23 protein-coding genes are annotated in these 26,378 nt (G+C 53.3%); 7 read left to right on the forward strand and 16 right to left on the reverse strand.

Features of this window, described 5'->3' with window-relative positions:
- Nucleotides 1–3 precede the first annotated feature (3 nt).
- Nucleotides 4–891 (forward strand): glucose-1-phosphate thymidylyltransferase RfbA, encoded by an 888-nt coding sequence (gene rfbA, locus PRZ01_RS15925; RefSeq protein ID WP_273597796.1) that lies wholly within the window; start codon nt 4–6, stop codon nt 889–891.
- Between the two features lie 4 nt (nt 892–895).
- Nucleotides 896–1,447 (forward strand): dTDP-4-dehydrorhamnose 3,5-epimerase, encoded by a 552-nt coding sequence (rfbC, locus tag PRZ01_RS15930; RefSeq protein ID WP_273597797.1) that lies wholly within the window; start codon nt 896–898, stop codon nt 1,445–1,447.
- A gap of 41 nt (nt 1,448–1,488) precedes the next feature.
- Here rfbC and PRZ01_RS15935 read toward each other — a convergent pair whose 3' ends face one another.
- Both PRZ01_RS15935 and PRZ01_RS15940 read right to left on the reverse strand, forming a co-directional pair.
- Complete coding sequence (locus PRZ01_RS15935) at nt 1,489–2,811, reverse strand: UDP-glucose dehydrogenase family protein (RefSeq protein WP_273597798.1); 1,323 nt, start codon at nt 2,809–2,811, stop codon at nt 1,489–1,491.
- 37 nt (nt 2,812–2,848) lie between these two features.
- Nucleotides 2,849–3,856: an NAD-dependent epimerase gene (locus PRZ01_RS15940; protein WP_273597799.1), complete on the reverse strand. Its 1,008-nt coding sequence runs from the start codon at nt 3,854–3,856 to the stop codon at nt 2,849–2,851.
- A gap of 333 nt (nt 3,857–4,189) precedes the next feature.
- On the opposite strand from PRZ01_RS15940, the gene wecB reads away from it, so the two are divergent.
- From wecB to PRZ01_RS15965, 5 genes are all read left to right on the forward strand, one after another.
- A complete protein-coding gene (gene wecB / locus PRZ01_RS15945; RefSeq protein ID WP_409993865.1) occupies nt 4,190–5,284 on the forward strand; it encodes a non-hydrolyzing UDP-N-acetylglucosamine 2-epimerase in 1,095 nt (364 codons plus the stop codon).
- Nucleotides 5,285–5,338: 54 nt separating this feature from the next.
- On the forward strand, nt 5,339–6,127 hold the full coding sequence (locus tag PRZ01_RS15950; protein WP_273597801.1) for a WecB/TagA/CpsF family glycosyltransferase: 789 nt from the start codon (nt 5,339–5,341) through the stop codon (nt 6,125–6,127).
- 294 nt (nt 6,128–6,421) lie between these two features.
- The gene (locus PRZ01_RS15955) at nt 6,422–8,491 is read left to right on the forward strand and encodes a right-handed parallel beta-helix repeat-containing protein (RefSeq protein ID WP_273597802.1); all 2,070 of its coding nucleotides are present in this window, start codon (nt 6,422–6,424) and stop codon (nt 8,489–8,491) included.
- 85 nt (nt 8,492–8,576) lie between these two features.
- Complete coding sequence (locus tag PRZ01_RS15960; RefSeq protein WP_273597803.1) at nt 8,577–9,728, forward strand: glycosyltransferase; 1,152 nt, start codon at nt 8,577–8,579, stop codon at nt 9,726–9,728.
- A 114-nt stretch (nt 9,729–9,842) separates the two neighbouring features.
- Complete coding sequence (locus PRZ01_RS15965) at nt 9,843–10,571, forward strand: polysaccharide deacetylase family protein (protein ID WP_273597804.1); 729 nt, start codon at nt 9,843–9,845, stop codon at nt 10,569–10,571.
- A gap of 30 nt (nt 10,572–10,601) precedes the next feature.
- On the opposite strand, the gene PRZ01_RS15970 is transcribed toward PRZ01_RS15965, so the two are convergent.
- From PRZ01_RS15970 to epsF, 14 genes are all read right to left on the reverse strand, one after another.
- Entirely contained in the window at nt 10,602–11,774 is a 1,173-nt protein-coding gene (locus PRZ01_RS15970; protein WP_273597805.1) for a glycosyltransferase family 4 protein, read from the reverse strand.
- A 27-nt stretch (nt 11,775–11,801) separates the two neighbouring features.
- A complete protein-coding gene (locus tag PRZ01_RS15975) occupies nt 11,802–12,869 on the reverse strand; it encodes an acyltransferase family protein (protein ID WP_273597806.1) in 1,068 nt (355 codons plus the stop codon).
- 33 nt (nt 12,870–12,902) lie between these two features.
- Nucleotides 12,903–14,072 carry a glycosyltransferase gene (locus PRZ01_RS15980; protein WP_273597807.1) on the reverse strand — a complete coding sequence of 390 codons (1,170 nt, stop codon included), beginning with the start codon at nt 14,070–14,072 and terminating at the stop codon, nt 12,903–12,905.
- 14 nt (nt 14,073–14,086) lie between these two features.
- Complete coding sequence (locus tag PRZ01_RS15985; protein WP_338111478.1) at nt 14,087–15,271, reverse strand: glycosyltransferase; 1,185 nt, start codon at nt 15,269–15,271, stop codon at nt 14,087–14,089.
- A gap of 58 nt (nt 15,272–15,329) precedes the next feature.
- A complete protein-coding gene (locus PRZ01_RS15990) occupies nt 15,330–16,133 on the reverse strand; it encodes a glycosyltransferase family 2 protein (RefSeq protein ID WP_273597808.1) in 804 nt (267 codons plus the stop codon).
- A 9-nt stretch (nt 16,134–16,142) separates the two neighbouring features.
- Nucleotides 16,143–17,513, reverse strand: coding sequence for a hypothetical protein (locus PRZ01_RS15995; protein WP_273597809.1), 1,371 nt, complete (start codon nt 17,511–17,513; stop codon nt 16,143–16,145).
- Nucleotides 17,514–17,558: 45 nt separating this feature from the next.
- On the reverse strand, nt 17,559–19,064 hold the full coding sequence (locus tag PRZ01_RS16000; RefSeq protein WP_273597810.1) for an oligosaccharide flippase family protein: 1,506 nt from the start codon (nt 19,062–19,064) through the stop codon (nt 17,559–17,561).
- Complete coding sequence (locus PRZ01_RS16005; RefSeq protein ID WP_273597811.1) at nt 19,061–20,221, reverse strand: glycosyltransferase family 4 protein; 1,161 nt, start codon at nt 20,219–20,221, stop codon at nt 19,061–19,063. The genes PRZ01_RS16000 and PRZ01_RS16005 overlap by 4 nt, the downstream gene beginning before the upstream one ends.
- Nucleotides 20,222–20,256: 35 nt before the next feature.
- A complete protein-coding gene (locus PRZ01_RS16010; RefSeq protein ID WP_273597868.1) occupies nt 20,257–21,213 on the reverse strand; it encodes a GDP-L-fucose synthase family protein in 957 nt (318 codons plus the stop codon).
- A gap of 117 nt (nt 21,214–21,330) precedes the next feature.
- Nucleotides 21,331–22,446 carry a GDP-mannose 4,6-dehydratase gene (gmd, locus tag PRZ01_RS16015; protein WP_273597812.1) on the reverse strand — a complete coding sequence of 372 codons (1,116 nt, stop codon included), beginning with the start codon at nt 22,444–22,446 and terminating at the stop codon, nt 21,331–21,333.
- Between the two features lie 24 nt (nt 22,447–22,470).
- Nucleotides 22,471–23,154, reverse strand: a complete 684-nt coding sequence (epsI, locus tag PRZ01_RS16020) for an exosortase-associated protein EpsI, B-type (protein ID WP_273597813.1) — start codon at nt 23,152–23,154, stop codon at nt 22,471–22,473.
- Nucleotides 23,144–24,046 (reverse strand): exosortase B, encoded by a 903-nt coding sequence (gene xrtB / locus PRZ01_RS16025; protein WP_273597814.1) that lies wholly within the window; start codon nt 24,044–24,046, stop codon nt 23,144–23,146. The genes epsI and xrtB overlap by 11 nt, the downstream gene beginning before the upstream one ends.
- A gap of 12 nt (nt 24,047–24,058) precedes the next feature.
- Nucleotides 24,059–24,949 (reverse strand): polysaccharide biosynthesis tyrosine autokinase, encoded by an 891-nt coding sequence (locus PRZ01_RS16030; RefSeq protein WP_273597815.1) that lies wholly within the window; start codon nt 24,947–24,949, stop codon nt 24,059–24,061.
- Nucleotides 24,949–26,376, reverse strand: coding sequence for a chain length determinant protein EpsF (gene epsF / locus PRZ01_RS16035; RefSeq protein ID WP_273597816.1), 1,428 nt, complete (start codon nt 26,374–26,376; stop codon nt 24,949–24,951). Before epsF ends, PRZ01_RS16030 begins: the two co-directional genes overlap by 1 nt.
- Nucleotides 26,377–26,378 lie beyond the last annotated feature (2 nt).

Genomic DNA, 26,378 nt, shown 5'->3' on the forward strand with positions numbered 1-26,378 from the left:
ACCATGACAACGCAACGCAAGGGCATCATCCTCGCCGGCGGTTCGGGCACCCGCCTGCATCCCGCCACCCTGGCCATGAGCAAGCAGTTGCTGCCGGTCTACGACAAGCCCATGGTGTATTACCCGCTTGCCACGTTGATGCTGGCCGGCATCCGCGACATTTTGCTGATCAGCACGCCCCAAGACACTCCGCGTTTTGAAGCTTTGCTGGGCGACGGCGCACGCTGGGGCCTGAACATCAGCTACTGCGTGCAGCCCAGCCCCGACGGTTTGGCCCAGGCCTTTATCCTCGGCAAGACTTTCATTGACGGCGCGCCAAGTGCCCTCGTTTTGGGCGACAACATCTTCTACGGCCACGACTTTCAAGGCCTGCTCGGCAACGCCCATGCAAGCCGCGCCGGCGCCACTGTGTTTGCGTACCATGTAACAGACCCTGAGCGTTACGGCGTTGTCGCCTTTGATGCCCACAAAAAAGCCTTGTCGATTGAAGAAAAGCCGGCCGTACCCAAGAGCAACTACGCGGTGACCGGCCTCTATTTCTACGACGAACAGGTGTGCGACATCGCCGCCAGCATCAAGCCCAGTCCGCGCGGCGAGCTGGAAATCACCGACGTCAACGCCCGATACCTCGCACAAAACCAGTTGCAGGTAGAAATCATGGGCCGTGGCTACGCGTGGTTGGACACCGGCACCCACGACAGCCTGCTGGAAGCCGGCCAGTTCATCGCCACATTGGAAAAACGCCAAGGCCTGAAAGTCGCCTGCCCCGAAGAAATTGCCTACCGCTCAGGCTGGATCACTGCGGACCAACTGGCCGCCCTGGCCAAGCCACTGGCGAAAAATGGATACGGCCAATATCTGCAGAAACTGCTCACCGACACCGCGTTCTGACCCCATGAAGATCACCCCCACCGCACTGCCCGAAGTGCTGATCGTCGAGCCCCGCGTGTTCGGCGACGCCCGAGGCTTTTTTACCGAGAGCTGGAACGAGCAAACCTTCAACAAGTCCGTTGGCAGCGAGGTTCGTTTTGTGCAAGACAACCATTCGCGCTCGGCGCGGGGGGTGCTACGCGGCATGCACTTTCAACTGCCGCCCCACACGCAAGGAAAATTGGTGCGCGTGGTCAATGGCGCCGTGTTTGACGTAGCGGTGGACATGCGCCGTAGCAGCCCTAATTTCGGCCGCTGGGCGGGTGTGGAGCTGAGTGCTGACAATCACCGCCAGTTGTGGGTGCCGCCCGGTTTCGCGCATGGCTTTCTGGTGCTGAGCGACACGGCAGACTTTCTCTACAAGACCACCGACTTCTACGCCCCGCAAGCAGAAGGCTGCGTGCGCTGGGACGACCCCAGCATCAGCATCCAATGGCCTGACGTGGGTGTTGCTCCCCTGCTGGCTGAGAAGGACGCCAAGGCCCCGCTGCTGGGCGAGGCCAAGTTCTTCGACTGATCAACCAGGTGCTTCAACCGGCGGCATAGGCCGGTTGAAAATCAACGGCCGATGCCGTGATGCTCAATGCCCAAGGCCTTCATCAAGGTGGGCTCGTATTGATTGCGCCCGTCAAACACCACCGGTTGTTTCAGCGATGATTTGATCTGGTCGAAATCCGGACTCTTGAACTCTTTCCACTCGGTCACCAGCAGCAAGGCGTCCGCCCCTTCGAGTGCCTGCTCGGCACGCTCCGTGAACTGCAAGCCCTTGGCATCGGCGAGCAAGCGCTTGGCTTCAGGCATGGCCACTGGGTCATAGGCGGCCACCGTCGCGCCACGCGCCAGCAGTTCTTTGACGATGACCAGCGCCGGGGCCTCTCGCATATCGTCGGTATTGGGCTTGAAGGCCAAGCCCCATATGGCAAAGTGGTGCCCCTTCAAGTCGGCGCCAAAGCGCGCCACCACCTTGTCGACCAGCAAGATTTTTTGCCGCTCATTGGCCTCTTCCACCGCGGTCAACACCCGCAGCAGAATGCCCTCGCCCTGCGCCGCGTGGATCAGTGCCTTAACGTCTTTGGGGAAGCAAGAGCCGCCATACCCCGCGCCGGCATACAAAAAGCTGTAACCGATGCGTGGGTCAGAGCCAATCCCGCGCCGCACCCATTCGATGTCGGCGCCCACCTTTTCTGCCAGCAGCGCCATCTCGTTCATGAAGCTGATCCGCGTGGCCAGCATGGCGTTGGCCGCGTACTTGGTGAACTCGGCACTGCGCAGGTCCATCACGATCAAACGGTCATGATTGCGGGTGAACGGCGCATACAGCGCCCGCATCAACAGCGTGGCCTGCTCGTCTTCACTGCCGACAATGATGCGGTCCGGCTTCATGAAGTCTTCAACCGCTGCGCCCTCTTTCAAGAACTCGGGGTTGGAGACCACGGCGTAGGCCATGTCGCTCAGCCCACGCTTGCCCAACTCATCGGCAATCGCTGCACGCACCTTGTCGGCGGTGCCCACGGGCACGGTGCTCTTGTCGACGATCACCTTGTAATCGGTCATGCGCTGGCCGATGGAGCGGGCCGCTGCCAGCACGTACTGCAAGTCAGCCGACCCGTCTTCGTCCGGCGGCGTGCCCACACCAATGAACAAGATGGTGCCGTGGTTGACAGCCAAGTCAACATCGGTGGTGAATTGCAGACGGCCTGCCGCCACGTTGCGGCGAACCACTTCGAGCAAGCCGGGTTCGTGGATAGGAATTTCACCGTCGTTGAGGATGCGGATCTTCTCCGGGTTGACGTCCAGGCACACCACATGGTTGCCCATCTCGGCCAGGCAAGCGCCCGTCACCAAGCCCACATAACCCGTACCAATTGCGGTAACTTTCATCCGTCATATCCCTCTAGGTCGGTGAATCAAGCCTTGATCAAGCTTTGTAGTAGTCCCGGTACCACGCAACAAAACGCGTAACACCATCGGGCACCGGCATGGCGGGGCGGAAGCCCGTCCAGGCGGCCAGTTCTTCCACATCGGCGTGGGTAGCAGGCACGTCGCCGTCTTGCAGCGGCATGAAGTTCTTCACCGCCACCTGACCCACCGCCTGCTCGATGGCCTCAATGAAGGACATCAGCGGAATGGGCGCATGGTTGCCGATATTGAAGACGCGATACGGCGCGTTGGAGTGTGCCGGATCGCTCTTGACTGCGTCATACCCCTCCAGCGGCGTGGCAACCCGGTCCAGGACCCGCACCACGCCTTCGGCGATGTCGTCGACATAAGTGAAGTCACGCACCATCTGGCCGTGATTGAACACATTGATCGGCTTGCCCTCAAGAATGGCCTTGGTGAACAAAAACAGCGCCATATCAGGCCGGCCCCAGGGCCCATAGACCGTGAAAAAACGCAGTCCCGTGGTGGGTAGGCGGAACAAATGGCTGTAGGTATGCGCCATCAATTCATTGGCCTTTTTGGTGGCCGCATACAGGCTCACTGGATGATCCACGCTGTGGTGCTCAGAGAAGGGCATCAAGGTGTTGCCCCCATAAACACTGGAGCTCGACGCATAGGCCAAGTGCTGCACGCCGTTGTGGCGGCAACCTTCCAAGATATTGGTGAAGCCGACGATATTGCTGTCGATGTAGGCGTGCGGGTTTTCGATCGAATAGCGCACCCCGGCCTGTGCCGCAAGGTGAACTACCCGGTCAAATTTTTCCGCGGCAAACAGCGCCTCCATCCCCGCACGGTCAGCCACGTCCAATTTGACAAATCTGAAACCGGGCAAAGGCGTCAAGCGCGCCAGCCGATCGAGCTTGAGTTGCGGGTCGTAATAGTCGTTCAGGTTGTCCAGGCCCACCACCTGGTCCCCGCGCGCCAACAACAGCTGGCTGACATGCATGCCGATAAACCCGGCAGCGCCGGTAACGAGAACTTTCACGCAATCTCCCTGATTCGATTCACAACACGATCCGCCCACCCCAAACGCTGACGAGGGGAATGGTTCAAATATCGAGCCGTTCATTCTCGCCGAGTCTGCCAGACAGATAAAAAACGATTGTGTCGTTCTTCACGATAAGCAGATTAGGTCAGAATCATGACAGCCGTTTGGACTAGTCTTGGCAAGCGTTAAGTGTTTGAATCGCTGGCGCAGCCGGCAACTATTCACCTTCAGACCCAACACACCCGTCACGCCACCTCCATCACACCATAGCGCGCACAGCCAATGTCCCTCCCCTGCATCCACCTCATTGCCGGCGCACGCCCGAATTTCATGAAAATTGCGCCCTTGGTCCGTGCCTTGCGCGCCGATGGCCGATTGAGTTGGAAGCTTGTTCACACTGGTCAGCATTACGACCGAAACATGAACGAGGTGTTTTTCGAAGAATTGGGCATTCCCGCCCCCGATGTGCGCCTGGCCTGCGGCGGTGGCACCCATGCTGAACAGACCGGCAAGATCATGGTCGCCTACGAGGCGCTTTGCGCCGGCGAAAAGCCTGCTGCTTGCCTCGTGGTGGGCGACGTAAACTCGACACTGGCCTGCGCCATCGTGGCCAAAAAGGCTGGCATCCCGGTGGCGCACGTCGAAGCAGGCCTGCGCAGCGGTGACCTGCAAATGCCGGAAGAAATCAATCGACTGGTCACCGATGCCATCACCGATTGGTTTTTCGTCACGGAGCCCAGCGCCGTTGAACATCTGACCCGCGAAGGCAAAGACCCCGCGCGTATCTTTCATGTGGGCCATGTGATGGCCGACAACGTGCTCTACCAGGCCGAAAAACTCAAGCAAATCGACACCAGCGGCCTCGACAGCGACACCTTCAAGCGCCAGATGGCTGCCCTGGCTCATCCGGGGCCCGCCCGCTACGGCGTGGTGACCCTGCACCGCCCCAGCAATGTGGACAACGCCGAATCGCTGTCTCGCATCGCAAGCATTTTGCGCTCTGTTTCACAGGCATTGCCCCTGGCATTTCCGGTCCATCCACGTACCCGCGGCCATCTCGAGCAGTTCGGCATCGACCTGGGGCCCCGGGTCACGCTCATGACCCCCCAGGCTTACATGTCCTTCCTGCATCTGTGGAAAGACGCCGAAGTGATTCTCACCGACAGCGGTGGCCTGCAAGAAGAAAGCACCGCCCTGGGCATCCCCTGCGTCACACTTCGCGACAACACAGAGCGCCCGATCACCGTGGCACAGGGCAGCAACACCCTCGCCGGCACCGACCCGCAAGTGGTCACGCCCCTGGTACTCGCCCTCATTCGCGACGGTGGCAAACGCGGCCAACGCCCTGCGCTGTGGGACGGCAATGCCGCCAACCGCATCGCGGGCATCCTGGCAGACCGAGTCCTCGCCGCCCAATCAAGCTGACACAGTTATCGGTCAACATCGGGCCCAACTTTCTGTTCTCACCGACAACCCAGCATGACCGACCCCGCGCCACGGCCTGAAAATTCTGCGACACCGCAAATTGCTGTACTTGGTACGCCCATTGACCCGGTAAGCTGGGATGAGGCCCTGGATCGCATCTGGCAACTGGCGCGCCGCCGTCAAAGCGCCTACGTGGGCATTTGCAACGCCCATTCCGTGGTCACCGCCAGGCAAGACCCGGCATTCAAAGCGGCACTCCGGGGCGCCGTGATGAATACGCCCGATGGCGCGCCCGTCGCCTGGATGCTCCGCAAGCTGGGTCGCCCCAGCCAAGAGCGCATTAACGGCCCGGACCTGATGATGCGCTATTGCGAACAGGCCAGTCAGCGCGACGAAGCGATATATCTGTACGGCGCCAGCCCTGAAACCTTGGAGTTGCTGCAAAAGCGCCTCGCACGCGATTGGCCCACTTTAAAAATCGCAGGCGCTTATTCACCGCCTTTCAAGCCGCCCAGCACCGAAGAAGACGCCGCCACCGCCCAACGTATCAACCAGTCTGGCGCCGGTACCGTCTGGGTCAGCCTCGGCTGCCCTAAACAAGAACTCTGGATGGCCCGCCAGCAAGGCCACATTAACGCTGTCATGATCGGTGTCGGCGCCGCGTTTGACTACCACGCCGGCACCCTCCGCCGCGCGCCGCCATGGATGCAGCAACGCGGGCTGGAATGGCTCTATCGCTTGTGCAGCGAGCCCCGGCGCCTTTGGCGGCGCTATCTGGTGACCAATACCGCCTTCATCGCTGGGGCGTGCAAGCAATTGTTGTCCCACAAAGCCCAAGGCTGATCAGACGTCTAGGCCGAGGGGGATGGGATTTCGGACCCTTTTGCCCCGCAGCCCATTGAATTTTGTGCGCGCTCAGCCATACAAACACCTGCTTACGCAGTGCAATCTTGCCCGGATTGCGTCTAGCCTATTGAGCCCTCGTCGCGAGCCGGTAACAAATTGGTCACGCTATTGGTGATGTTACCCATCCAAAATACCCAATCGCTCGCGAATCGCCGGGATCTCGTTGCAAGAGCCCTTGCGGAGTTGAGCAGAGCGCAAATCCAACCCACAACGCCAAAACCACACCCGACTATGCACAGTGCCCGCCTGCTCGCTGCCGCCCTCCCCCTGCTGAGTGCCTTTGGCGACGGCCGCGCTGACGCCACCGCAATTGCATCCGAGCAGCCCCCCTTGTCCGCACAGGCGGGCAGCGCCAACGCGCAGGCGACGTTGCTGACCGAACTCATGCTGAGTGCCTACCCCGACGCCAAAGACATTCCTCAGTCCGCCTCCGGGTGCCGCATCGACACCGCCACCAACTGCGCCGGCTCATTGTCCGACCTCATCGCTCTGAGCCAGAACCGTCAATGGCAACAAATCGTCAGTGGCCGCTACCAACGGGTCACCATCAAACTGACCCAAGCCACCTACCGTATCGCCCAGCCCTTCAAACTGCGCTGGGGGACGGGTTTGACACAAGGCGTCGCCCTTGAAATCAGCGGCGCAGGTGCCAGCACAGTCTTGTCGGGTGCAGTCGTCATTCCAAACTGGAACCGCGCCCCCACTCACCTTCCAAGCCGCGTGTCCGCCAAGGCCAGAAGCAAGATCTGGCTAGCTGATGTCAAGGCACTCCTGCCCAACCGCCTGCCACAAGCCACGCCACGCGGCTACGGTTTGCCCATCATGCCCATGACCGCCGAACTATTTGTCGGCACCACCATTCAACCCATCGCAAGCTGGCCCGACTCCGGTTTTGGAAAAATCGCCGTACCCAAATATTCCGGCGCCCCCATGAGCACGACCTTCAGCATTGAAGGCCGTTCTGCCGCCGACTGGCAAGACGAACCGGACCTCCGAGCCCACGGCTTTTGGCAATACGACTGGGCGGATCAAAACTACATCGTCGACAGTGTCGATGCCAGCAAAAATACGTTAACCCTGGCAGGCACAGGTTCCCCTTACGGTATCAAAGCCGGTCAGCGCGTCCGTATCGAAAATTCGCTGCATGAGCTTGATTCACCGGGCGAATGGTACCTGGATCGCAATACAAAAATAATTTATTGGATCCCCCCAGTCGGATTCAACGGGCAGGATACTGAAATATCCATCACACCCAACATATTCAACATTGAAAATTCAAATGGAATTCATATAACAAATCTATCCATCGAAAAATTAACCGGCGATGGAATTCAAGTAAACAACTCCAGCAACATTCATATCAACCAAGTCAACATCCGACTGACCGGCAATCGCGCACTCACCATCGAAGACTCCAACAATTCAGGCATCAATAACTGCAATATTGAAGACAATGGCGAAGGCGGCATTACTATTTCCGGCGGCAACCGCAAAACATTGCAAGCCGCAATGAATTTCGTCAAAAACTGTAGCATCACACGCTACAGCCGATTGGCGAAAACCATGAAACCCGCAATTCAAATGGAAGGTGTTGGCCATCAAATTTTGAGCAACACCATCTCCGATGCGCCGCACATGGCCATTTATTTCAAAGGCAATGATCATCTCATCGCTAAAAATGAAATATTCAACGTAGTCAATGAAACCGGCGACGCCGGCGCTATTTATGTTGGCCGCGATTACACCGTCGAGGGCACCGTTATAGAAAACAATTTCTTCCACGACATCAAAACCCGCCTGGGTGGTGCTGAAGTCAAAGGCGTGTATATCGACGACCAAGCATCCGGCATAACAGTGCGCTCGAATACATTTGCAAGAGTTCAACAACCCGTATTCATCGGCGGCGGCCGCGACAACGTCATTGAAAACAACCTGTTCTTCATGAGCACGCCGGCCCTGCATGTGGATGCACGCGGCCTGACCAGCGACGCGGCCGAAACACACAACCCCGCAGGTACGTTACAACAAGGCCTTCGGGCAGTACCTTATAAAAGCTCCACCTGGTCAGCCCGCTACCCGCGGCTCGCCACTATTCAAGACGACCAAATCGGCGCACCGAAGTACAACACCTTCAAAAACAATACGCTGATCTTGAGCGCAGGGCCCAGCCTTGACAAAATCGCCCAACCTTTCCTTACGATCAGTGGCAATCGTCATTTGACAGAAGCGTCCTTTGCCACCGCCATGCCATCGCAAAAGCGAATTCATCTTGACGATTTTCGGCTCACCGCCGGGAATTAAGCACCCCATCCTCCGTCAGCCAAGGAACCACAATAAACAAACTGCAACGCCAAAAAATATACTCAATCAATATATCTAGACAGCCATGCGTATACTCCTACTCCACAACCACTACAGATTTCCTGGGGGTGAAGATGCCGTTGTCAATGATGAATTAAATTTACTCCTTGAGCATGGGCATGATGTTGATATTATTGAAAGAACCAATGAATCTATTCATGACCACTCCGCTTGGGCGGCCGGCCTGAGTGCCGTCTGGTCCCGCGGCTCATACCATGAAGTCGAGCATGCAATTAAAAAATTCAGGCCCGACATCGTTCATGCCCACAACACCTTTCCGTTAATTTCTCCGTCGGCGTATTGGGCGGCCACAAGCCTGGGAATTCCGGTAGTACAAACATTACATAATTTCAGAAATATTTGTGCAAATGCCCTGATGTTACGTGATGGAAAAACCTGCGAACAATGCATCGGTAAAATCCCCTGGCGAGGCGTTGTCCACAAATGTTACCGAAACTCCGGGCTGCAATCGCTCTCCCTGGTGTCCATGCTGACGCTGCACCAAGTGATTGGTTCTTATAAAAACAAAATAAATACCTATATTGCCCTGAACGAGTATTGCCGGCAAAAATTTGTCGCCGGAGGCCTTCCCGGTGATCGCATCGTCGTTAAACCCAACTTCTCCACTGATCCAGGTGAATTTCCTATTGAAAATAGAAGCGGGTTTTTATACGTCGGTCGCCTCAGTGAAGAAAAGGGACTGCACACGCTGATCAAAGCTGCCAATGCATCACAGCAACGCATCACTGTGATCGGTGACGGCCCGTTGGTCCATGAAGCCAGGAAATGCCAGATGCTCGATGTGAGGGGCCATTGCGATCGTGCAACGGTGCTCGCCCTGATGGCTCGAGCCAGCTACCTCATCGTTCCAAGCATCTGGTATGAAAACATGCCCCGCACAGTCATCGAAGCCTTTTCATGCGGTTTGCCCGTGATTGCCAGCAACATTGGCGCCTTGACGGATTTGGTCAAACACGGTGTGACCGGTCTGCAATTTCCGGTTGGAGATGCATCCGCCCTGGCAAGCATTTTGACCGCCGCGGCCAAGCAAGACCATGCCACTGCACGCTCAATGCACGAAGGCGCCCGAGCCGAGTACTTGAAGCAATATATACCTGCAAAAAACTACGAACACCTGCTGGGCATCTATGAATATGCCCAAGCCCACCCTATTTAATGCTGCCCTGTATTGATGGTGATGATGCCGCTGCCCAAATCCTCTTGAGCAACTGAGCCTTCATTTTCAACGGCCTCACGACAATAAAATTCAAACCCCAGGCAACCAGCCCTTATGTTATTCACAACTTCATGGGATGACGGCCATCCGGACGATCTAAGGCTTGCCGACCTGCTGGGCAAACACGGCATCAAAGGAACTTTCTACGTCCCTATCACCAACCGAGAAGGCCTCCCAACATTAGACGCCGCCGGTCTGCGCGCCCTCGATGCCATCGCAGAGATCGGCGCCCATACCCGTGACCATGTCTATGCGGACGCCGTGCCGTTTGAAGTCTGGATTGATCAGGTTAAAGCCGGAAAAAACGAGTTGGAACAGATTCTTGGGCACAGCGTCTCAGGATTTTGTTATCCCGGCGGGAAAATCGTCCCAAACGCTGCCGAGCGAGTCAAAGAATTGGGCTTTGAATATGCCCGGACTACACAAAATTTCCACACCCAAGCAGGGTCAGATCCGCATCGAATTCCCACCACGCTACAGTTTTATCCGCATTCTCGCCAAGTGCTGATGCGCAATTTCCTAAAGCAAGGGAACTACATAAGCAGATTTTCCAATTTTTTGCCAGCCATGACGCGCGGCACGCTGCAAGAGCGTCTGGAGCACATGCTTGAGATCGCGTTGCACACGAACACAGCGGAAGTGTTTCACCTGTGGGGCCACTCCTGGGAATTGGCCCAACTCAATCTATGGCCTGATCTCGACAACTTTCTCCGCGTCGCTGCGGCGCATATTCCGCTCAGTCACCGCGTCGACAACGCCGGCATCGCGGCGAATATTCGCTGAACAGTTTGCGGGCACCTGATCAATGCCAGATCAGGAAAGTAGTCCCAGGGACTGGCAAATTCCGGTCACGAAGTTTTTCGCCATGGCTTCAACCGAGTATTTTTGCCCGCTCAGTCGAGCCCCCTCCTTGAGAGCCGTCAACTTCGTCGGGTCGGCGCAAACGTCTCCCACCATTTGTGCATAGTCCGCGGGCCTAGATTCACTCATCAAGCCATTTTTGCCCTGCTCCAGGTAGGCGATCTCCGGCCCATGCCCCAATACTTTGCAAGTCAACAAGGGCAGGTTCGCCGCAAACCCATCCAAGATTGACAAGCCAACGACGCCCGGAATCAACAAGAAATCTGATACCGCCATATATCCAGCCTTGTCCCGCCCGCGCTGGGCGCCCACCCAATGTACCCAAGGCATTTGCGCAATATCACGCTGAAACGCCTGACGGGCTGGGCCATCGCCGACAACCAAAAGTCGAAATTCAGGGTCACGCTCATGAACCCATCGAGCAGTATGCAATAGGACATCCAGCCCTTTGCCCTCATACATAGAGCCCAAAAACAGCCCCGTTTTGCCAAACACCAAGTTGTAGCGCATCCGCAAGGCCTGCCGGTCTATATCCGCAACACTTGCCAAATCAGCTCGCAAGGCATGGGTGTCCACGGAATTGTTCATGACCGTGATGTGTGCAGAATCAAACCCCACCTCGGTCATCAATTTCGCGCTCAGGACCGTATACGCAAACATCCAATCGGCACGCTGTGTCGTCCAACGCCTGAACTTTTCTTTCAGCGAGGACCTATTTCCGGCCGATAGATTCGCACCATGGCTGAAGAACGCCAGTTTGAACCCGCGCCAAGGGCGACAGAGCCAATGATTAATGAGCAGGCGATTCTCTTGCGAAACAATCACCAAGTCGTAACCCTTCGTCGAGAAAGGCTGCCAGCACAACTTGCCGCCCAATGCATAACGCGTCACCGCCATCCGTTTCGCCCAGACCAAATGCCCTTCATCATTTTTGCTCGCCTCTTCAAGTGTGGGCTCACCATAAATGAAGTCGAATGCAATGCCCCGCGCTGCCAGCAAGCGCCGCGCCTCCTCCAAAAAAGGAACGCGATAGTGCGGCAGGCGACGTTGGGCGAAGAGGACTCGGCTGTTCACGCCGACAGGTCTTTCATTCTGCATCCCAACATAGTGCTTTTCACCCACCATACCCAATCGCCTTCCTAATGATTTTCGTCAAATATTTTTTCGAAAGGCTCTTCTATACCCTTCAATGGGCTTGATAACCACATAATCCAAGGACACAGAAACAATAACAACCAGGAAAACCACGATAAAAGCGAATATCGCCTTATCTTCAATAAAAATTGATAGCGAAGATTTTGACAAAACAAATATCACCAACATATGCGATATATAAATCGGATATGACAACTCCCCAATTTTTCTATCAAAACCAGAATTACACTGAAACAAAAATGCCGACGGCAATGCAATGAACAAAAACAAAAACAAAAACAACATTTTATACAAATCTTTCACAGGAATCAAGTGATACATCACTACAAATATTATTAGAAATGTAGTAACCACCTTAGCGAGGCGCTCAATTCCACCAAATCCCTCCAATTTCAAATTCCTATACACGGGCAACAACAATTGATGCGACAAGGCTCCGGCCATAAACATCGTGAGTTCAGCGGGGAAGAATCGATATGTCCATGGATCCTTATTTGCCAACCCAAAAATATACAACACTACCCTAACAAGCAAAGAAACCGCCAATGTGAAATATATTATATTCTTCCGTTTTAAAACAAAAGGCGCCAACAAATAAAAGGACAGTTCAACACCTAGTGTCCACGCAGGCGGAACAAGCAGCCCTTTCCACAGCAAGACATCTGAATTACGAAAATCTGAAGTGAAAATCAAATCACTTCCCGACGCCCCTAGAAACATCACCCAATCTTGCAGGAAGATAAATGAATTCGAAACAAACAAAACAATAGTCGCTGAAAATGGTAAATTCGCATAAACAGCAAAAAATTCATTATTACCCAAGAGGCAATACGACAACAACGTCAGCAAAGCAATCAACGCGTACGCAGGAAATAGCCGAAGATATCTGCTAACATAAAAATCAAGAGATCTCCCGTAAGCTTTAGACTCAACCAACACATACGAAATTAGAAATCCTGAAATCATATAAAATGATTGCACAGCATTTCGTCCACCTACGAATAAAAATCCATAGGTATGGCCGAGCACGACGGTGATCGCAAGCAATGTTCTCAAAATCCCCATAGACTCAACCAATCGACAAAAGGAACATCGCTTTCATTGACAATTAAATTCTTCAAGTGCAGTCAAATATATTGACTCAAGTATTCCAATATTTATTAGGCCTGTCATTTCAACTTGATACTTGCGCCTAGCAGTCAATCCCATGACCCGCAATTTTTCTGAATTTTCGACAGCCTGACTTAACACCCGTCCCAATGACTCAGGCTTGCCAGGGTCGAACAACAGGCCAGTCTGGCCTTCTTCGATTAAATCAGGCATTGGGCCCAGGCGACTGGCGATCACGGGCAGGCCGCAGGCGTAGGCCTCGACCAATGTGCGCGGAAAGTTTTCGTAGCAGATACTGGGAATCACCAAACATTGCGCCCGGCGCATCTCTGCGTAAACCTGGTCGGAGGGAAGTTCGCCCAGGTACTCAATGTCTTTACGCCCAACCAATAGATGCCGGAGCGGCCCGTCCCCAATCACCCGGAGTGGTGGCAAACCCTCCAGCAAAGCTGTGGCTTGCAGCAAAACATCCAGCCCCTTTTCTTCAGAGAGGCGCCCCACATAGAGCATCCCGGCTCGGGGTCCGTCCGGCAGCTCAGGCAAATCAACAAAATTGGGTTTGATACTGATCTTGCCAGCCGCCAAACCGCCTTCAATGAACTTATTGCGACAAAACTCATTGAGAGCGATGTAGCGTGTAACCGCCCTGTCAAAACTCCCCAAGCCACGGTGCAAGGCCAGCATGCTTGCGATTACCGAGGACTGACTCACACTGCCCCGATAGCATCCCCGCACAGCACCGCGCCAGGGCAAGTGGCCGACGCAGTCCTCGCAAACCGCGCCTTGGCGCAGCAAGGTGGCTTGTGGGCACAGCAGCCGAAAGTTGTGCAAGGTTTGCACAAGTGGTGTCTTGTGTTTTCGAACAACCCAATACACCGACGGTGAAATGACCGGGAATGTATTGTGCACATGAACAATCTCGGGCTTGAAAGCCTGCATCAGCCCGTCAACTTCACCATAGGTGCTGTTGGACCACAGCGTGTTTTGCACCTGTGTGAGGTGACCCATCGCGTTGAGGTCATCATTGCTTCGGCAATAGAGCTCGACCTCACAGCCATGCTCCCGCAACAATGCCACCTCAGCTTCCACCACAGTGTCTTCACCGCCTCGTTGCTGATAGGCAGCATGGACCACCAAGACTCGTTTGATCGCATCCATATCAGGCTGCCGTTTTAGGATTTGCTCGCAACGCGCATAGCACGGTCGTGTGAGCCCGCTTGAATCAGTTGCAAATAAATATCTTCCAAATGCGTGCTCTGCACCCGGATATTGAAATGCTTGAGAACAAACTCCCGCCCTTTTAACCCCATGGCCCGTGCTTTGACGGGCGCTTGCCACAACTCACAGAGGCGCGCGGTCAGGGCTTCGCAGTCGTTCTCAGGCACAACAAACCCCGTCTCTCCGTCAACAATGGCCTCAGGGATGCCGCCATTACGGCTCCCAATAACGGGCACACCACATGCAGACGCCTCGTTCAGCACAATGCCTAAAGCCTCCTGCTGGCCACTAGGAGGCGTCAAACTGCACAACACAACCGCTGAGGCATGTTGCATCAAGTCGATGACACGCGAATGAGCCTGCGCACCCAGAAAACGAACTGACTGCCCCAGCCCCAATTCATTGCAGAGCTGCAAGAGGCTTTCAGTCAATGGACCACTGCCCACTTGTAGCAGTTGTGCATCCGGATGGCGATCAGCAACCTTTCTCCAAGCGCGCAAAAGCACCGAAATTCCTTTGACGTCAACGTGGCGGGCCACGTTCAAGACATAGCGGCCTTGCGCGAGGCGATCAGCCCCGCCGTCTCCAGGGGGTTTGAACAAGTCCGTGTCAACGCCGATGTGATGAACCCGAACCCGGTGCTCGTCAAAGCCGCGTGCAATCAACTGCCGCCGCAAAAAGTCAGACACGACCAAAATACAGGCCGCCTCGCGCATCAATTGCCGCCGGCCCAACACATAGTGCCACTGCGTAGGCACCAGGTCTGACAGCATCTGACGGTCAGAGAACATGGCGTCATACCCGTGATAGGTGACCACCAACGGTACGTTCAACCGCCGGGCCGCGGGCAAGGCCATGACGGCATCTGGGCCAAAATGGGCGTGAATCAACTGCGGCCGGCGTCCCTGCAACGCCGCCAAAAACAGTGAGGCACTGCGTGTCGCCGTGAACCAATGCTTCCGCCACTTGTGTCCAGGCGGCGCGATGACTGCACAGTTCAAACCGGCAGGCATTTGCGCGATTCCATTGCGCGTCACCACGATAGGCTCAACCCGTCGCAAATGCCGCACTTGCTCGACCAGAAACGCCTCAGAAGCGGCAGGAAAAATGGTCCGGTAAACAGCGATGAGCGGCTTCACAACGCTACCCAGTCAATGGCGCAACGCGCCCAGTTTGACTGAAACACCCTCAATATATTCAACCACGGCTGCGCAACCATCGAACCACTGGGCCGAGAACCTGATTATTCTTCAACCGCTCTTTCAATAATTGAATATTGATAGAAATAATTGTTGCATCGTTCCACTTGGCGCCATGGGAAAAAAGCATGGTCCGACGTTCTTTCAACAATCGTTGGCCGCCAGTCGATGTTTTCGTACCGCCCCACTCCCGATAACCGGCCATCGCGACCTTTGAGTAGTTCGTGAAGCCGCCCGTCTTGAGCAGACGCAACCACAAATCCAAATCCATGGAAAAGCGCAAAGACGAGTTGAAATACCCAACCTGCTCCAATGCGAGGCGACGAAAGAAAGAGCCTGGCTGAATAATTTCAGTATTTCTTCTCAAAATAAAATCACGAGAAATCAGGGGCGCTTTGATAACTCCGGTCTTTTCACCAGCTTCATCGACAATATCAATAACGGGTACGACAAACAAGTCAACTTTCGGGTTATCGCTGTAATGCTTGACAAGTTCTTCGACGCAATTTGGATAAAGAACATCGTCCGAATTGATCCAACCGACTAAATCGCCATGCGCCATTTTGAATCCCTTCACAATGGCGTCACTTTGACCCTTATCAGACTCACGCACTACCTTGGTAATTTTACCTCGATACGATTCCAGTACTTTCTCAGTCTGATCGTTGGACATTGCATCCAAAACAATATACTCAATGTTCGTATAAGTTTGAGCCAACACCGATCTGATAGTCGCCTCAATGAATTGACCCTGATTATAGCTAGGGGTAATAATCGTTACCAATGGCCGACTTGAATCCATACAGGCACCTTAAAACCGAATAGGCGACAAAACAACGTCAGGTTGATCGATGACATCTGGACTTGGTCCCTTGTTTACAAGCGATGCCAACGCCAGCAAATCGTAGGCCATGAATAGCGCAAACGTCCAAATATAACTCATCGTCGCGCCATTCAACATCGACGCCAACATAACAAATATAAATATGAAGTTAACTCTTGAATATGGCTCCACCTTCAGTTTCTGCAATTTAATGTTCGCAAAAATCCAAGATAAAATCATCACCACAAACAAGGCAGCCCCAACAAAACCAGTAACACCAATTATATTAGAAACACCATTATCAGCTGATCCACCATGGTAAACCTGCGACACATATCCAAAGGCAGCGGGCAACATAAATCCAAAGCCAAATAAAGGATCGAAGTCGATAACATTCTTCAATATTTGGAAGAATTCTTGCGAGCGTACCATTGCATTCTCGGACCCAGCCAACCCTCTTGTTCCAAACTCTTCAAAACGTTTTGCCAAGGCCAGGTACTGGGCTTCAGCCACATATGGCAAAGCCAAAAGTCCCAACACAGCGATTGCCGAAACAAACAATATTCTCCCCATAGTCGAAGGTGTTTGGCGCCGATACAGCATCATTGCGGGGATCATTGCAATTGTCAGCAGCAACGCACCTCGGGTGAGCATAAAGAATACGCAGGCAATCATGACCAACAAGCCGATGACATTGAATATTGCCCGGCCTCGTGCAGCAATCAGCCTGTCGGTAAACAGCAATATGAAATAATAGGTAAATGTGGGGAATCCAGAAAAATTTCTCTTCACATCGCCCAGCAGGTACCCCATATCAAATGATTCATACTCTCCACCTGGGTAGACCTTCACCCCAAATTTATTATAGGCAATATAAATTACCCCAAAACCCACCGTCAAAATCGCCAGCAAGTTAATTACTTTTTCAAATTTTCTCAAAGGGTCTTCACCAAGCTGTCTGCAGATAACGTAATAGACAAGCCCGTAAAAAAAAGTGCGGCCCATTTTCACTGCCCACACAAAACTACCCATAGCAAAAACAGAAAAAATAAACAATCCGATCATGAACAGCCAATAAATATTATTGACGTTAAAAAGAAATTCTTTACTCAACTGCCTACCATAACTTGGCATAAACTTACCTGACGACAACCGGCTATAGGCAAGAATACAACATACAAGCAACAGCCCGTAATCTTGAAACTTCACAAACCCTTTAAGCGCAAAGCTCTCCCACCCCACCAAGCCATTGAGGTTGGAGAAAAACAGCAAAATCATGGGAATGAGATAGACCGTGTCTATTTTTATCAAGACAGCAAAGCCCACAAGAAATATTGCCAATGCGATGTACTCACTCATTGGCCGACGCGCTCCGCGCACACTTGAATAGGCAAGTGCATAGATTCACCCTCTTGAAAATTTCGCACGTAATGTCGACATGAACTCGCGGCCTTTACTGTCTCCCCGCATGGCGCACACAATGATGCCCATATACAGCACTGGCAAAACAAGCAAAGTCAGCTTACCCACGTTGGCCGTCACGTCAGTGACGGTGAGTACCATCAACAAGCTGGCCAAGCCAAGTACCAAGATGCCGACGTAAAGAAAATGTTCACGGGGCAAAATGGATTTCATCTGCATACCCAGTTTGTGATGCACAACCATGGTCAAAAGTACACCTGAGAATATCAATCCCAACATGGCGGCAACTATTACACCAATGCCGTCAAAAAAATAACCAAGAATTACTGCAAACACAATATTAACTACTGCCATCAACAAGTGACTGATGGTATTCCAAACCAACATCCCTCGTCCAATATTGTAGTAGTAGGAGGCCACCCCCAAGTTGGAGATCAGCCAACCCATGCACATCAATGCACCATAGATAACAAATTTTGGTTCATAGTGGCCAATCCAGAACATTGAGAATGCAGGCAACGATATGGCCAACAAGCTGTAATAAGGAAACACAATCACCAGCGACAACCTGTGCGCCTTTAGGTACAGGCCTGCAGAATCATCTTTGCCTTCGGCCACCTGACTGGCTACCTCAGGAACAATCGCCTGTTGGGCCGAAACTACCACGCCGCGGGCCCGCAATATCAATTGATTGGCCATCTCGTAATAGGCCACTTCAGCCAAACCGCCAAATTTCGCCAGGAAGAATTTTGTGATGGGATCAAAGAACAATCCCGCCAAAACACCAATCTGGAAATTGGTCGCATAACCCAGCATTTCTTTAAATTCTGTATGATTCCATTTCAACAACAGTACTGGAATTTCAGGTATTAATTTTCTTGCGCTAAACCAACTCATGGCCAGTACCAAAAAACTTTGCGTCACTTGGGCAAATGCCAAGCCCTTGAGGCCATAAACAGGCGTTGCTAGCACTGCAACGGCGGTATAGAGTACATTGCACCCCATCAATATGGCATTTCGTCTGTCCATGCGGTGGCAAGCGTCAATTGCTGATTGAAAAATGCCAGCCACCAACGAGAAAAATAGCGTCAGCAAGGCAAATGGCAAAATTTGCACGGCCAACGGTTGTGCCGCTGCAGGTAATACCCACGTCAGTAGAAAATCAAATACCGGTAGCAGGCAAAGGCCTAGCACAAATAGAATAGATGCAATTGAGATTGCGGCCGTCTGCACATAGCGCGCTGCCCGTGCGCTGTCTTGCTCAGCCTGACTGCCCGCCACAAATTTCACCACCGCACCGGCGAATCCCAAGTCGGTCAATCGCCCGATTGAAGTACTGGCCAAGACGACAGCCCAAATGCCAAGATTTTCAGCACCCAAGTTTTTCAATAAAAAACGATACAAAAAAAACATGAGCACCGCAGATGACAGAGTCTGCAGTGCGCCAAATGCCGCGTTGTTGGCAATGCGATGGCTGAAAAGTTTCATGCAGCCTCCGTCCTATCCAACCGACGACTCACTTCGGCCTCAAGTTGTGCGATGGCAGCGTCCCAATTCAGGCTTTGCTCATAAAAGCGCCGCGCTTGCAGGGCCGCTTGCGTATAGGTTTCGCCATCACTCATTTGATCGGCAATGAAGTCAGCGTAGGCTCGCGCTGGGGCGTCCATGGGGAAAGTTCGCCCGTTGATGCCGTCACGCACAACGGTACCAACGCCCCCCGTGTCTCTGGCCAATGACGGTACGCCCAGGGCTGACGCCTCTGCATAGACCAAACCGTAGCACTCAGCCAAACTGGGAACGAACAGGTAATGGGCCGCCAGCATGAGTTGATTCAATCGATCTCGACCTTCAGCGCTGCGTTTGGAAACAAATCCATGAACGGTGACAAACTCAGGTACCGGGCCATCAGGCAAGCAACCAACAACATCGACACGGGTTTTGATGCCACGCGAATTCAGCAGCGTCGCTGTCTCAACAACAAGATCCCCGCCTTTGCGCACCCAGTCGACACCCAAAAACAGAAGCCGGCATTCGCCTGACGCCGCACGCTGAGTGATGGCGTCTCGGACAACCAGCAAATTGGGGAGTTCGGCAATATTGGCGCCCAATGGAATCACCACAACCTTCGCGGGGTCGCAACCGTAATCGCATATTGCGCTTTGCGCGGCCCAATGGGAGGCAAATACGGAAAGTTGGGCCCGGTCCAGTGATTGGCGCTGCAACAAATGCGCGCTATCAATGGTTGATTGACTCAGATTGCACCAGTGGCCAGGATAGTAATTCAGCATCGAGGCGAACGTGGCGTCTTCCCACGTGACGATGGGTTGGTCGATCTCCAAACCTGCCGCCACCAAACTCGAACTACAAAGTACAAGGTCAAATGACTCGCCCGCCAAATCTCGCTTGGCTTGTTCTGACAACGCATGGGCAAACGCCCGGTGTCGGCTCAGATCAAGATATCGACCGAACAGCTTGGGGTAGATGCGTTGAATCAGCTTGCTAAGCCTTGGCAAGCATGGTTTGAGTGGCCCAATGGCCTTGACCTGATGGCCGCGCGCTTTTAGCGCCTGAACCATGTTGTACGGCGTGCCTGACCACTGCAACACATCAGCAGGGTCAAGTTGGGAGACGAACGCAACTTTCATCGGAGCCAATCAGGGATTGGGTAGAAGCATCGAACTCACGCCTGAGGCCGTTGCCCGGACAGGAAGTCGTCATAGGCGCGCTGAATGCCTGCTTCCAGTGGAACGGCCGCGCGCCAACCCAGCGCAGTCAATTTCGCGACATCCATCAGCTTACGCGGCGTGCCATCGGGCTTGCTGGCATCAAAGACGATGTGCCCACTAAATCCCACCACCCGCATGACCGTCTCCGCCAACTCCCGAATGGTGACGTCAACACCTGTGCCCACATTCAGCAATGAGCCGGCGTAGCCGCGCTCCATCAAATAGACGCAAGCGTCCGCCAGATCATCCACATACAAGAATTCACGCTTGGGTGAGCCCGTTCCCCAGACAACCAGTTCGTTGTCACCACGTACCTTCGCCTCATGTGTTTTGCGAATCAACGCGGGCAGCACATGGCTATTGCTCAAATCATAATTGTCATTGGGGCCATATAGATTGGTTGGCATGGCACTGACGTACTCACGTCCATATTGAACGTTATAGCTCTCTGCGAGTTTTATGCCCGCAATCTTGGCGATGGCGTAAGGCTCATTGGTCAGTTCCAAGGGCCCAGTCAACAAGTATTCTTCTTTGATGGGCTGTTGGCAATCGCGAGGATAGATGCAACTTGACCCCAAAAACATCATACGCTGCACGTCCGCCAGATGCGCGCCGTGAATCAAGTTAGCCTCAATCAAGAGATTTTGGTAAAGAAAATCTGCACGATAAATATTATTAGCCTGTATACCACCCACCTTGGCCGCGGCAATAAAAATATAATCTGGCAGCTGTTCTGCCAAGAAGGCATGAACAGCTTGTTGATTGAGTAGATCCAGTTCAGCCCGTGTGCGAGTCACAATATTTTTATAGCCAGCCCGCTGCAAACGACGAACCAGAGCTGACCCCACCATGCCACGATGCCCCGTGACGAAAATTTTAGACTCATGAGTGATTGCGATACTGCGGGACATACTGAGCTGCTCCGTAAGAAAAAGCTTCAACGCGGCGTGGAAATTTTCAAGAAAAGGGGCCGGCATTGCCGACCCCTGTCTTTCGGATCCCGCTAAGATCTTGTGCTGCAACTCACCTTATTCATGATAGTCGTAGGCTTGGAATCCCGCCAATTTAACCAAGCTGTCACGCTTCGCTGAGGTGTAATCAGAATTAACCATTTCGGCAACCAATTCCCGCAAACTGGTTTTGGGTGTCCAACCCAATTTCTCCTTGGCCTTGCTCGGGTCACCCAGAAGGGTTTCAACTTCAGTGGGACGGAAGTAGCGAGGATCAACCTTGACAATCACATCACCGATCTTGCACTTCGCCTTGTTGCCCACCGTGGCAACCACACGCCCAATCTCAGCTTCACCGTCGCCCTCAAACTCAATCGTGACGCCGAGTTCGGCTGCAGCGAATTCAACGAATTGGCGCACACTGTATTGAACGCCGGTGGCAATCACAAAATCTTCAGGCTTATCTTGCTGCAACATCAGCCATTGCATTTCGACATAGTCGCGAGCATGGCCCCAGTCACGTAAGGCACTCATATTTCCCAAATACAGGCAGTCTTGCAGCCCCAACGCGATGCGGGCGATAGCCCGTGTAATTTTTCGGGTAACAAAAGTTTCACCGCGAATTGGGCTCTCGTGATTGAACAAAATTCCATTGCAGGCGTACAGCCCATACGCTTCACGATAGTTGACCGTGATCCAGTAGGCGTACATCTTCGCCACAGCGTATGGGCTGCGGGGATAGAAGGGGGTAGTTTCCTTCTGGGGAATCTCTTGAACCAACCCATACAACTCGGACGTCGAGGCTTGATAGAACCGGGTTTTCTTCTCTAGGCCCAGAATTCGAATAGCCTCCAAAATGCGCAGGGTGCCAAGGCCATCGGCATTGGCGGTGTATTCAGGCATTTCGAAGCTGACGGCCACGTGGCTCATCGCCGCGAGATTGTAAATTTCATCAGGCTGCACTTCCTGGATGATGCGGATCAGGTTGGTGCTATCAGTTAAATCGCCGTAATGCAACTTAAAATTCTGCTTGTCAACGTGAGGGTCTTGATACAGGTGATCAATTCGGTCCGTATTAAAGGACGAGGATCGACGTTTGATCCCATGGACTTCATAACCCTTACCCAAGAGGAATTCAGCAAGATAGGCACCATCTTGCCCGGTAACGCCGGTAATAAGAGCTACTTTAGTCATGATTTCAATGAGTCAAATTTATATTCAATGCAAACCGATCAACCGGCTGCGCTTTTCCGCAGGCATTGCGTCCAACAATTCTTTAAGAAAGCCACTTTGCATTGCGAATGCTTCGCTATTATTGGCATCAATTGATGACACTCTGACGAGGACACCATCTGGAATTTTTCCTTGCATGCCATAGCGAATGGCTACCCAACGGTGCGGGTAGCCAAATTCGGTCATTTCATCACCGACCATCACCCAATAGGTAATTGGTTCATTGCGTGGCCCCATCGTGGCAACCATATGCTTGACGTTCAAGGCACGCCCGTCAACCGGAAGCACCGCGTCCTCTACGGCGGAGGTCAGCTTAAAGCCTTGCGCCGGGTAGCAGATTTCCGGCCGATGGGAGAGCATGCCCTTGTGTTGATTTCGCCCATACGCAAGCGACAGCATCATCCGCACACCGGCTGCATTCTTGAACGTCATGGCCAGGGTTTCATCGTAGGTCGCATCAATGACTTTTTGAAGATCCGGACTGGGCGGAATAGGTACCACCGAATCATCCACCCGCCAGTCCCCAAATTGATTGGGAACGATCGCCGCCAGCTTTTCGCGGGCATGAACATCCGCCAGATAGGTTCGCGGGGTGATAGCCAAAGAAAGAAAGTAGGCGCCTACCATCAGCGCCGACAAAATCGACGCTTTAAACAAGTTACTTGCCATGCCGATTGCCCTCGAAAAAGAACCCAAGGACTTTATCAACCGCCAAAATCAAAACCAGTGCCACCAGGAATAAAACCATTCCAGCAAAGCCATGCACAAACCCTTGCCCGGCCTCATCACCAAAGTGATAAGTCACCAATACAAGAATCATGACTCGGATCACATTTGCAGTGAACGAAATTGGAATGATCAAACAGGCCAAAGTAATGTTGCGCGCAACCCGCGTGTAGCGCATCAGGTTCATGTATAGCAGGCCCAGAGCTTCCAAGGTGAACATTGAATTCAACCCCGCACACGCATCAGCCACCAATAGCTGATAAGGGCCAACCGTCAAAATTACGCCTGCACGGCCTACCGGATATCCAAGGCGGTACAACAAATCAGACGCAACCACCGAGACAGCGGCCTTCAAAGGAGAAGTCACCATCGACACCAGATCTGCCGGCCACGGGATCATGAAGATCAGAAAGAACAATGGAAACCAAGCCAGCCGCCACCCTGCTTTTCCGTAAAAAAACAGGAGCAAGGCACTCAGCATCAATATTTGGGAGCCAATCTCGAAGGTCCAGATGACCTGTGAACGACCTATCGCATAAGCCAATATGCCGGCCAGCATCAAGATACTCGGCATAACCGTCATCGGTGTCGGGACCAGCCTCGCAAACTCGGCTCGCTTGCTGTACAAAAGCCAGGCAACGACGGCAAGAATAATAGGACCATGGCCCTGCTCGTCGCTGGCCCATACCGTTTGGGAAAGACCATAGTAGCTGGGCACGTACATGACCAACCACCCGAACACAATCAGAACAACGGCAAGTAGACCTCGATGCTGCAATGAGGCCAGCCCTTTATATTCATTAGAAACGGCTGCAGGCTGGGGGGATCCACTCACAGAAAAGCCCTCTTAGAACTCGTTGACGACCACGCCCACGAGCTTTGCCGGGCTTTGGCTGAACATCGCCACCAAGTCCTGCAACGCATCGACACGGGACGCATCCTTTCGTGCGATGACCAGCGCAGCGCCGCACTTTGCAGCAATCACTGCGGCGTCCGCACCATGAACAGCAGCCGGTGTATCAACAACGACGTGATCGAATTTACTCAACAGCTCACGCAGCATCAAACCGAACGCCGGGCGCTCCACCAATTCGATCGGATTCGGTGGTGTCACGCCGACAGGCAGGACAAACAGGCTGGGAATATTGGGAATTTGTTGAATAACATTGGAGCCACCCCGCCCAGACAAGATGGTGGACAAACCGTCCCGATTGTCTAATTTGAAAATTTCATGCTGACGGGGGTTGCGCATATCGGCATCAACCAACAGAGTACGTCCACCCAACTGCGCCAGCGTGACCGCCAAATTGGCGCAGAAATAGCTTTTCCCGTCTTGGGTATCCGGGCTGATCACGGCCAAGGCACGACGCGGCTCACCCTCGCCATACATTCTCATGATCAGTTGGCTGCGCGTTGCGCGGAAGGCCTCGGCTTGATCGGAGAAGGGCTGAGTCAGTGCAACCAGCTCAGGGCTGAGTTGTTTTTTCTCATCCGGCGAATAAGGGTAATGAAACTGCTGCGCCAGGGCGAAAAGTACATCGTCCGAACTCGCATACCCGAGCTCGACAGCAGCTTCACCAAACCTCAGCCCGGAGCTACGTTGGTGGTCGAGAATTTTTTCGACTTGTTCAGCCGACAGATTTCTCGTTTGGCTGATTAGCGCACCAATCGAATTCTCAGGCAGTCGCGCCTCATCCACTTGAATATTGTCCATACTCGTTTCGTTAGGCATTTTCATCACGAGCTCTTGGCGGCGCTGGGTGCGTTACCCAAAATCCGCTTTTGCACACGGCCCAATTTTTGCGCCCGGATCTTGCTGCGACCGCTTGGATTGGGCATGAGGCCAATAATCGGCAGCCCAATGGCACTGATCAAATCATCAGAGGTGCGAACACGGCGATCGAACAACTCCACGGTAACTGCAACCGCCAGCGCCAGAATGACCCCTGCAAACACTCCAATCAAAATATTGACCCAAGTCCGCGGCGTGGCATGCACCAGGGGTGGCGTTGCCACCGTCAAGACATTGACGTTGCTGGTTGTCGTCTGGCTTTCCAGGCTCGTTTGATTCAAACGCGCCTGCACGGCGTCATAGGCACGTTGCGCATTCTCGACATCGCGCTGCAACACAGCACCTTCATCCCGGGTTGCCTTCAAATGCAGTAACTTGGCACGCTGGGCGTCCAAGGAGGAGCGAATTTCAGCTTCGCGTTGCTTGTTGATCGTGTTTGAAACCCCTATACCGCCAGTGACACGCTTGATTTCAGCATCGACCTTGACGCGCAATTCAGCGATATTTTCCTTGGCTTCTTGAACTTGGGGATGGCTGTCACCGTAACGAGCATTCAATTCCTTGAGGCGCACTTCAGCCCGACTGAGGTCAGATTTGAGGCCACTGATCAACGGGTTATTCAATACCTCCTGCATGCGGTCGGCAGAAACACTATTAGCTTGGGTTTGCCGGCTGGTTGATTCAGCCGAAAGCGCCTGCATGCCAACCAATTGGCTTGAGAGCTCAACCAGTCGATTGTTCTCGACGTCGAGGCGCTCTTCACTGGCGATTAAGCCGTTGTCCTTTTGAAAGGCAGACAGCCGAGCTTGTGCCTTTTCGTAGGTTTCACGCGCTTCTTTTGCTCGATTGTCAAAAAATGCAGAGTATTGGCGAGCCGGATCGACCCTCAATTCCAGCGTGGTTTCGATATAGGATTGAACAAACGCGTTCGCCAATGCAGCGGCAAAACGTGGATCTGGCGCACGGTAAGAAATCTCGATAACGCTTGATTCCTTCGAAGGCTTCACTTCCATGCTTTTCTGAAAACTTTCACTCAGCCACGATTCAACGCTGCCTTGGCCGTTGGTCGCTTGTTTCCATTGCTCCCGAATTTGCGGGTTTTCAGCGAGTTTTAAATTTTTGACCACGCGCATGGCAACCCGATCACTCTTGATCACGTCAACCTGCGTCGCCATCACACCCGGCGAAGACATCCCGGAATAAGCCAAGGAAACCGGATCAGGCTTCGCATCCACGACCACCGATGCGGTTGCCATGTACATCTTGGTGGCCAACAATGTGCCCACCACCGCGATCAAGAAAACGGTCAGGAATGTCGCCAGCGCAATGCGCCACCGAGCCCTGAAAATTGAAAGAAGTTGCGCAATCGTCATGG

The sequence above is a fragment of the Roseateles koreensis genome (genome assembly GCF_028595305.1).
Classification (GTDB): Bacteria; Pseudomonadota; Gammaproteobacteria; order Burkholderiales; family Burkholderiaceae_C; genus Paucibacter_A; species Paucibacter_A koreensis.

Excerpts from the sequence above, each read along its gene's own strand:
- rfbA (WP_273597796.1), top strand. The coding sequence starts at position 4 with ATGACAACGCAACGCAAGGGCATCATCCTCGCCGGCGGTTCGGGCACC.
- rfbC (WP_273597797.1), top strand. The coding sequence starts at position 896 with ATGAAGATCACCCCCACCGCACTGCCCGAAGTGCTGATCGTCGAGCCC.
- PRZ01_RS15935 (WP_273597798.1), bottom strand. The coding sequence starts at position 2,811 with ATGAAAGTTACCGCAATTGGTACGGGTTATGTGGGCTTGGTGACGGGC.
- wecB (WP_409993865.1), top strand. The coding sequence starts at position 4,190 with ATGAAAATTGCGCCCTTGGTCCGTGCCTTGCGCGCCGATGGCCGATTG.
- PRZ01_RS15950 (WP_273597801.1), top strand. The coding sequence starts at position 5,339 with ATGACCGACCCCGCGCCACGGCCTGAAAATTCTGCGACACCGCAAATT.
- PRZ01_RS15955 (WP_273597802.1), top strand. The coding sequence starts at position 6,422 with ATGCACAGTGCCCGCCTGCTCGCTGCCGCCCTCCCCCTGCTGAGTGCC.
- PRZ01_RS15960 (WP_273597803.1), top strand. The coding sequence starts at position 8,577 with ATGCGTATACTCCTACTCCACAACCACTACAGATTTCCTGGGGGTGAA.
- PRZ01_RS15965 (WP_273597804.1), top strand. The coding sequence starts at position 9,843 with ATGTTATTCACAACTTCATGGGATGACGGCCATCCGGACGATCTAAGG.
- PRZ01_RS15970 (WP_273597805.1), bottom strand. The coding sequence starts at position 11,774 with ATGGTGGGTGAAAAGCACTATGTTGGGATGCAGAATGAAAGACCTGTC.
- PRZ01_RS15975 (WP_273597806.1), bottom strand. The coding sequence starts at position 12,869 with ATGGGGATTTTGAGAACATTGCTTGCGATCACCGTCGTGCTCGGCCAT.
- PRZ01_RS15980 (WP_273597807.1), bottom strand. The coding sequence starts at position 14,072 with ATGGATGCGATCAAACGAGTCTTGGTGGTCCATGCTGCCTATCAGCAA.
- PRZ01_RS15990 (WP_273597808.1), bottom strand. The coding sequence starts at position 16,133 with ATGGATTCAAGTCGGCCATTGGTAACGATTATTACCCCTAGCTATAAT.
- PRZ01_RS15995 (WP_273597809.1), bottom strand. The coding sequence starts at position 17,513 with ATGAGTGAGTACATCGCATTGGCAATATTTCTTGTGGGCTTTGCTGTC.
- PRZ01_RS16000 (WP_273597810.1), bottom strand. The coding sequence starts at position 19,064 with ATGAAACTTTTCAGCCATCGCATTGCCAACAACGCGGCATTTGGCGCA.
- PRZ01_RS16005 (WP_273597811.1), bottom strand. The coding sequence starts at position 20,221 with ATGAAAGTTGCGTTCGTCTCCCAACTTGACCCTGCTGATGTGTTGCAG.
- PRZ01_RS16010 (WP_273597868.1), bottom strand. The coding sequence starts at position 21,213 with ATGTCCCGCAGTATCGCAATCACTCATGAGTCTAAAATTTTCGTCACG.
- gmd (WP_273597812.1), bottom strand. The coding sequence starts at position 22,446 with ATGACTAAAGTAGCTCTTATTACCGGCGTTACCGGGCAAGATGGTGCC.
- epsI (WP_273597813.1), bottom strand. The coding sequence starts at position 23,154 with ATGGCAAGTAACTTGTTTAAAGCGTCGATTTTGTCGGCGCTGATGGTA.
- PRZ01_RS16030 (WP_273597815.1), bottom strand. The coding sequence starts at position 24,949 with ATGAAAATGCCTAACGAAACGAGTATGGACAATATTCAAGTGGATGAG.
- epsF (WP_273597816.1), bottom strand. The coding sequence starts at position 26,376 with ATGACGATTGCGCAACTTCTTTCAATTTTCAGGGCTCGGTGGCGCATT.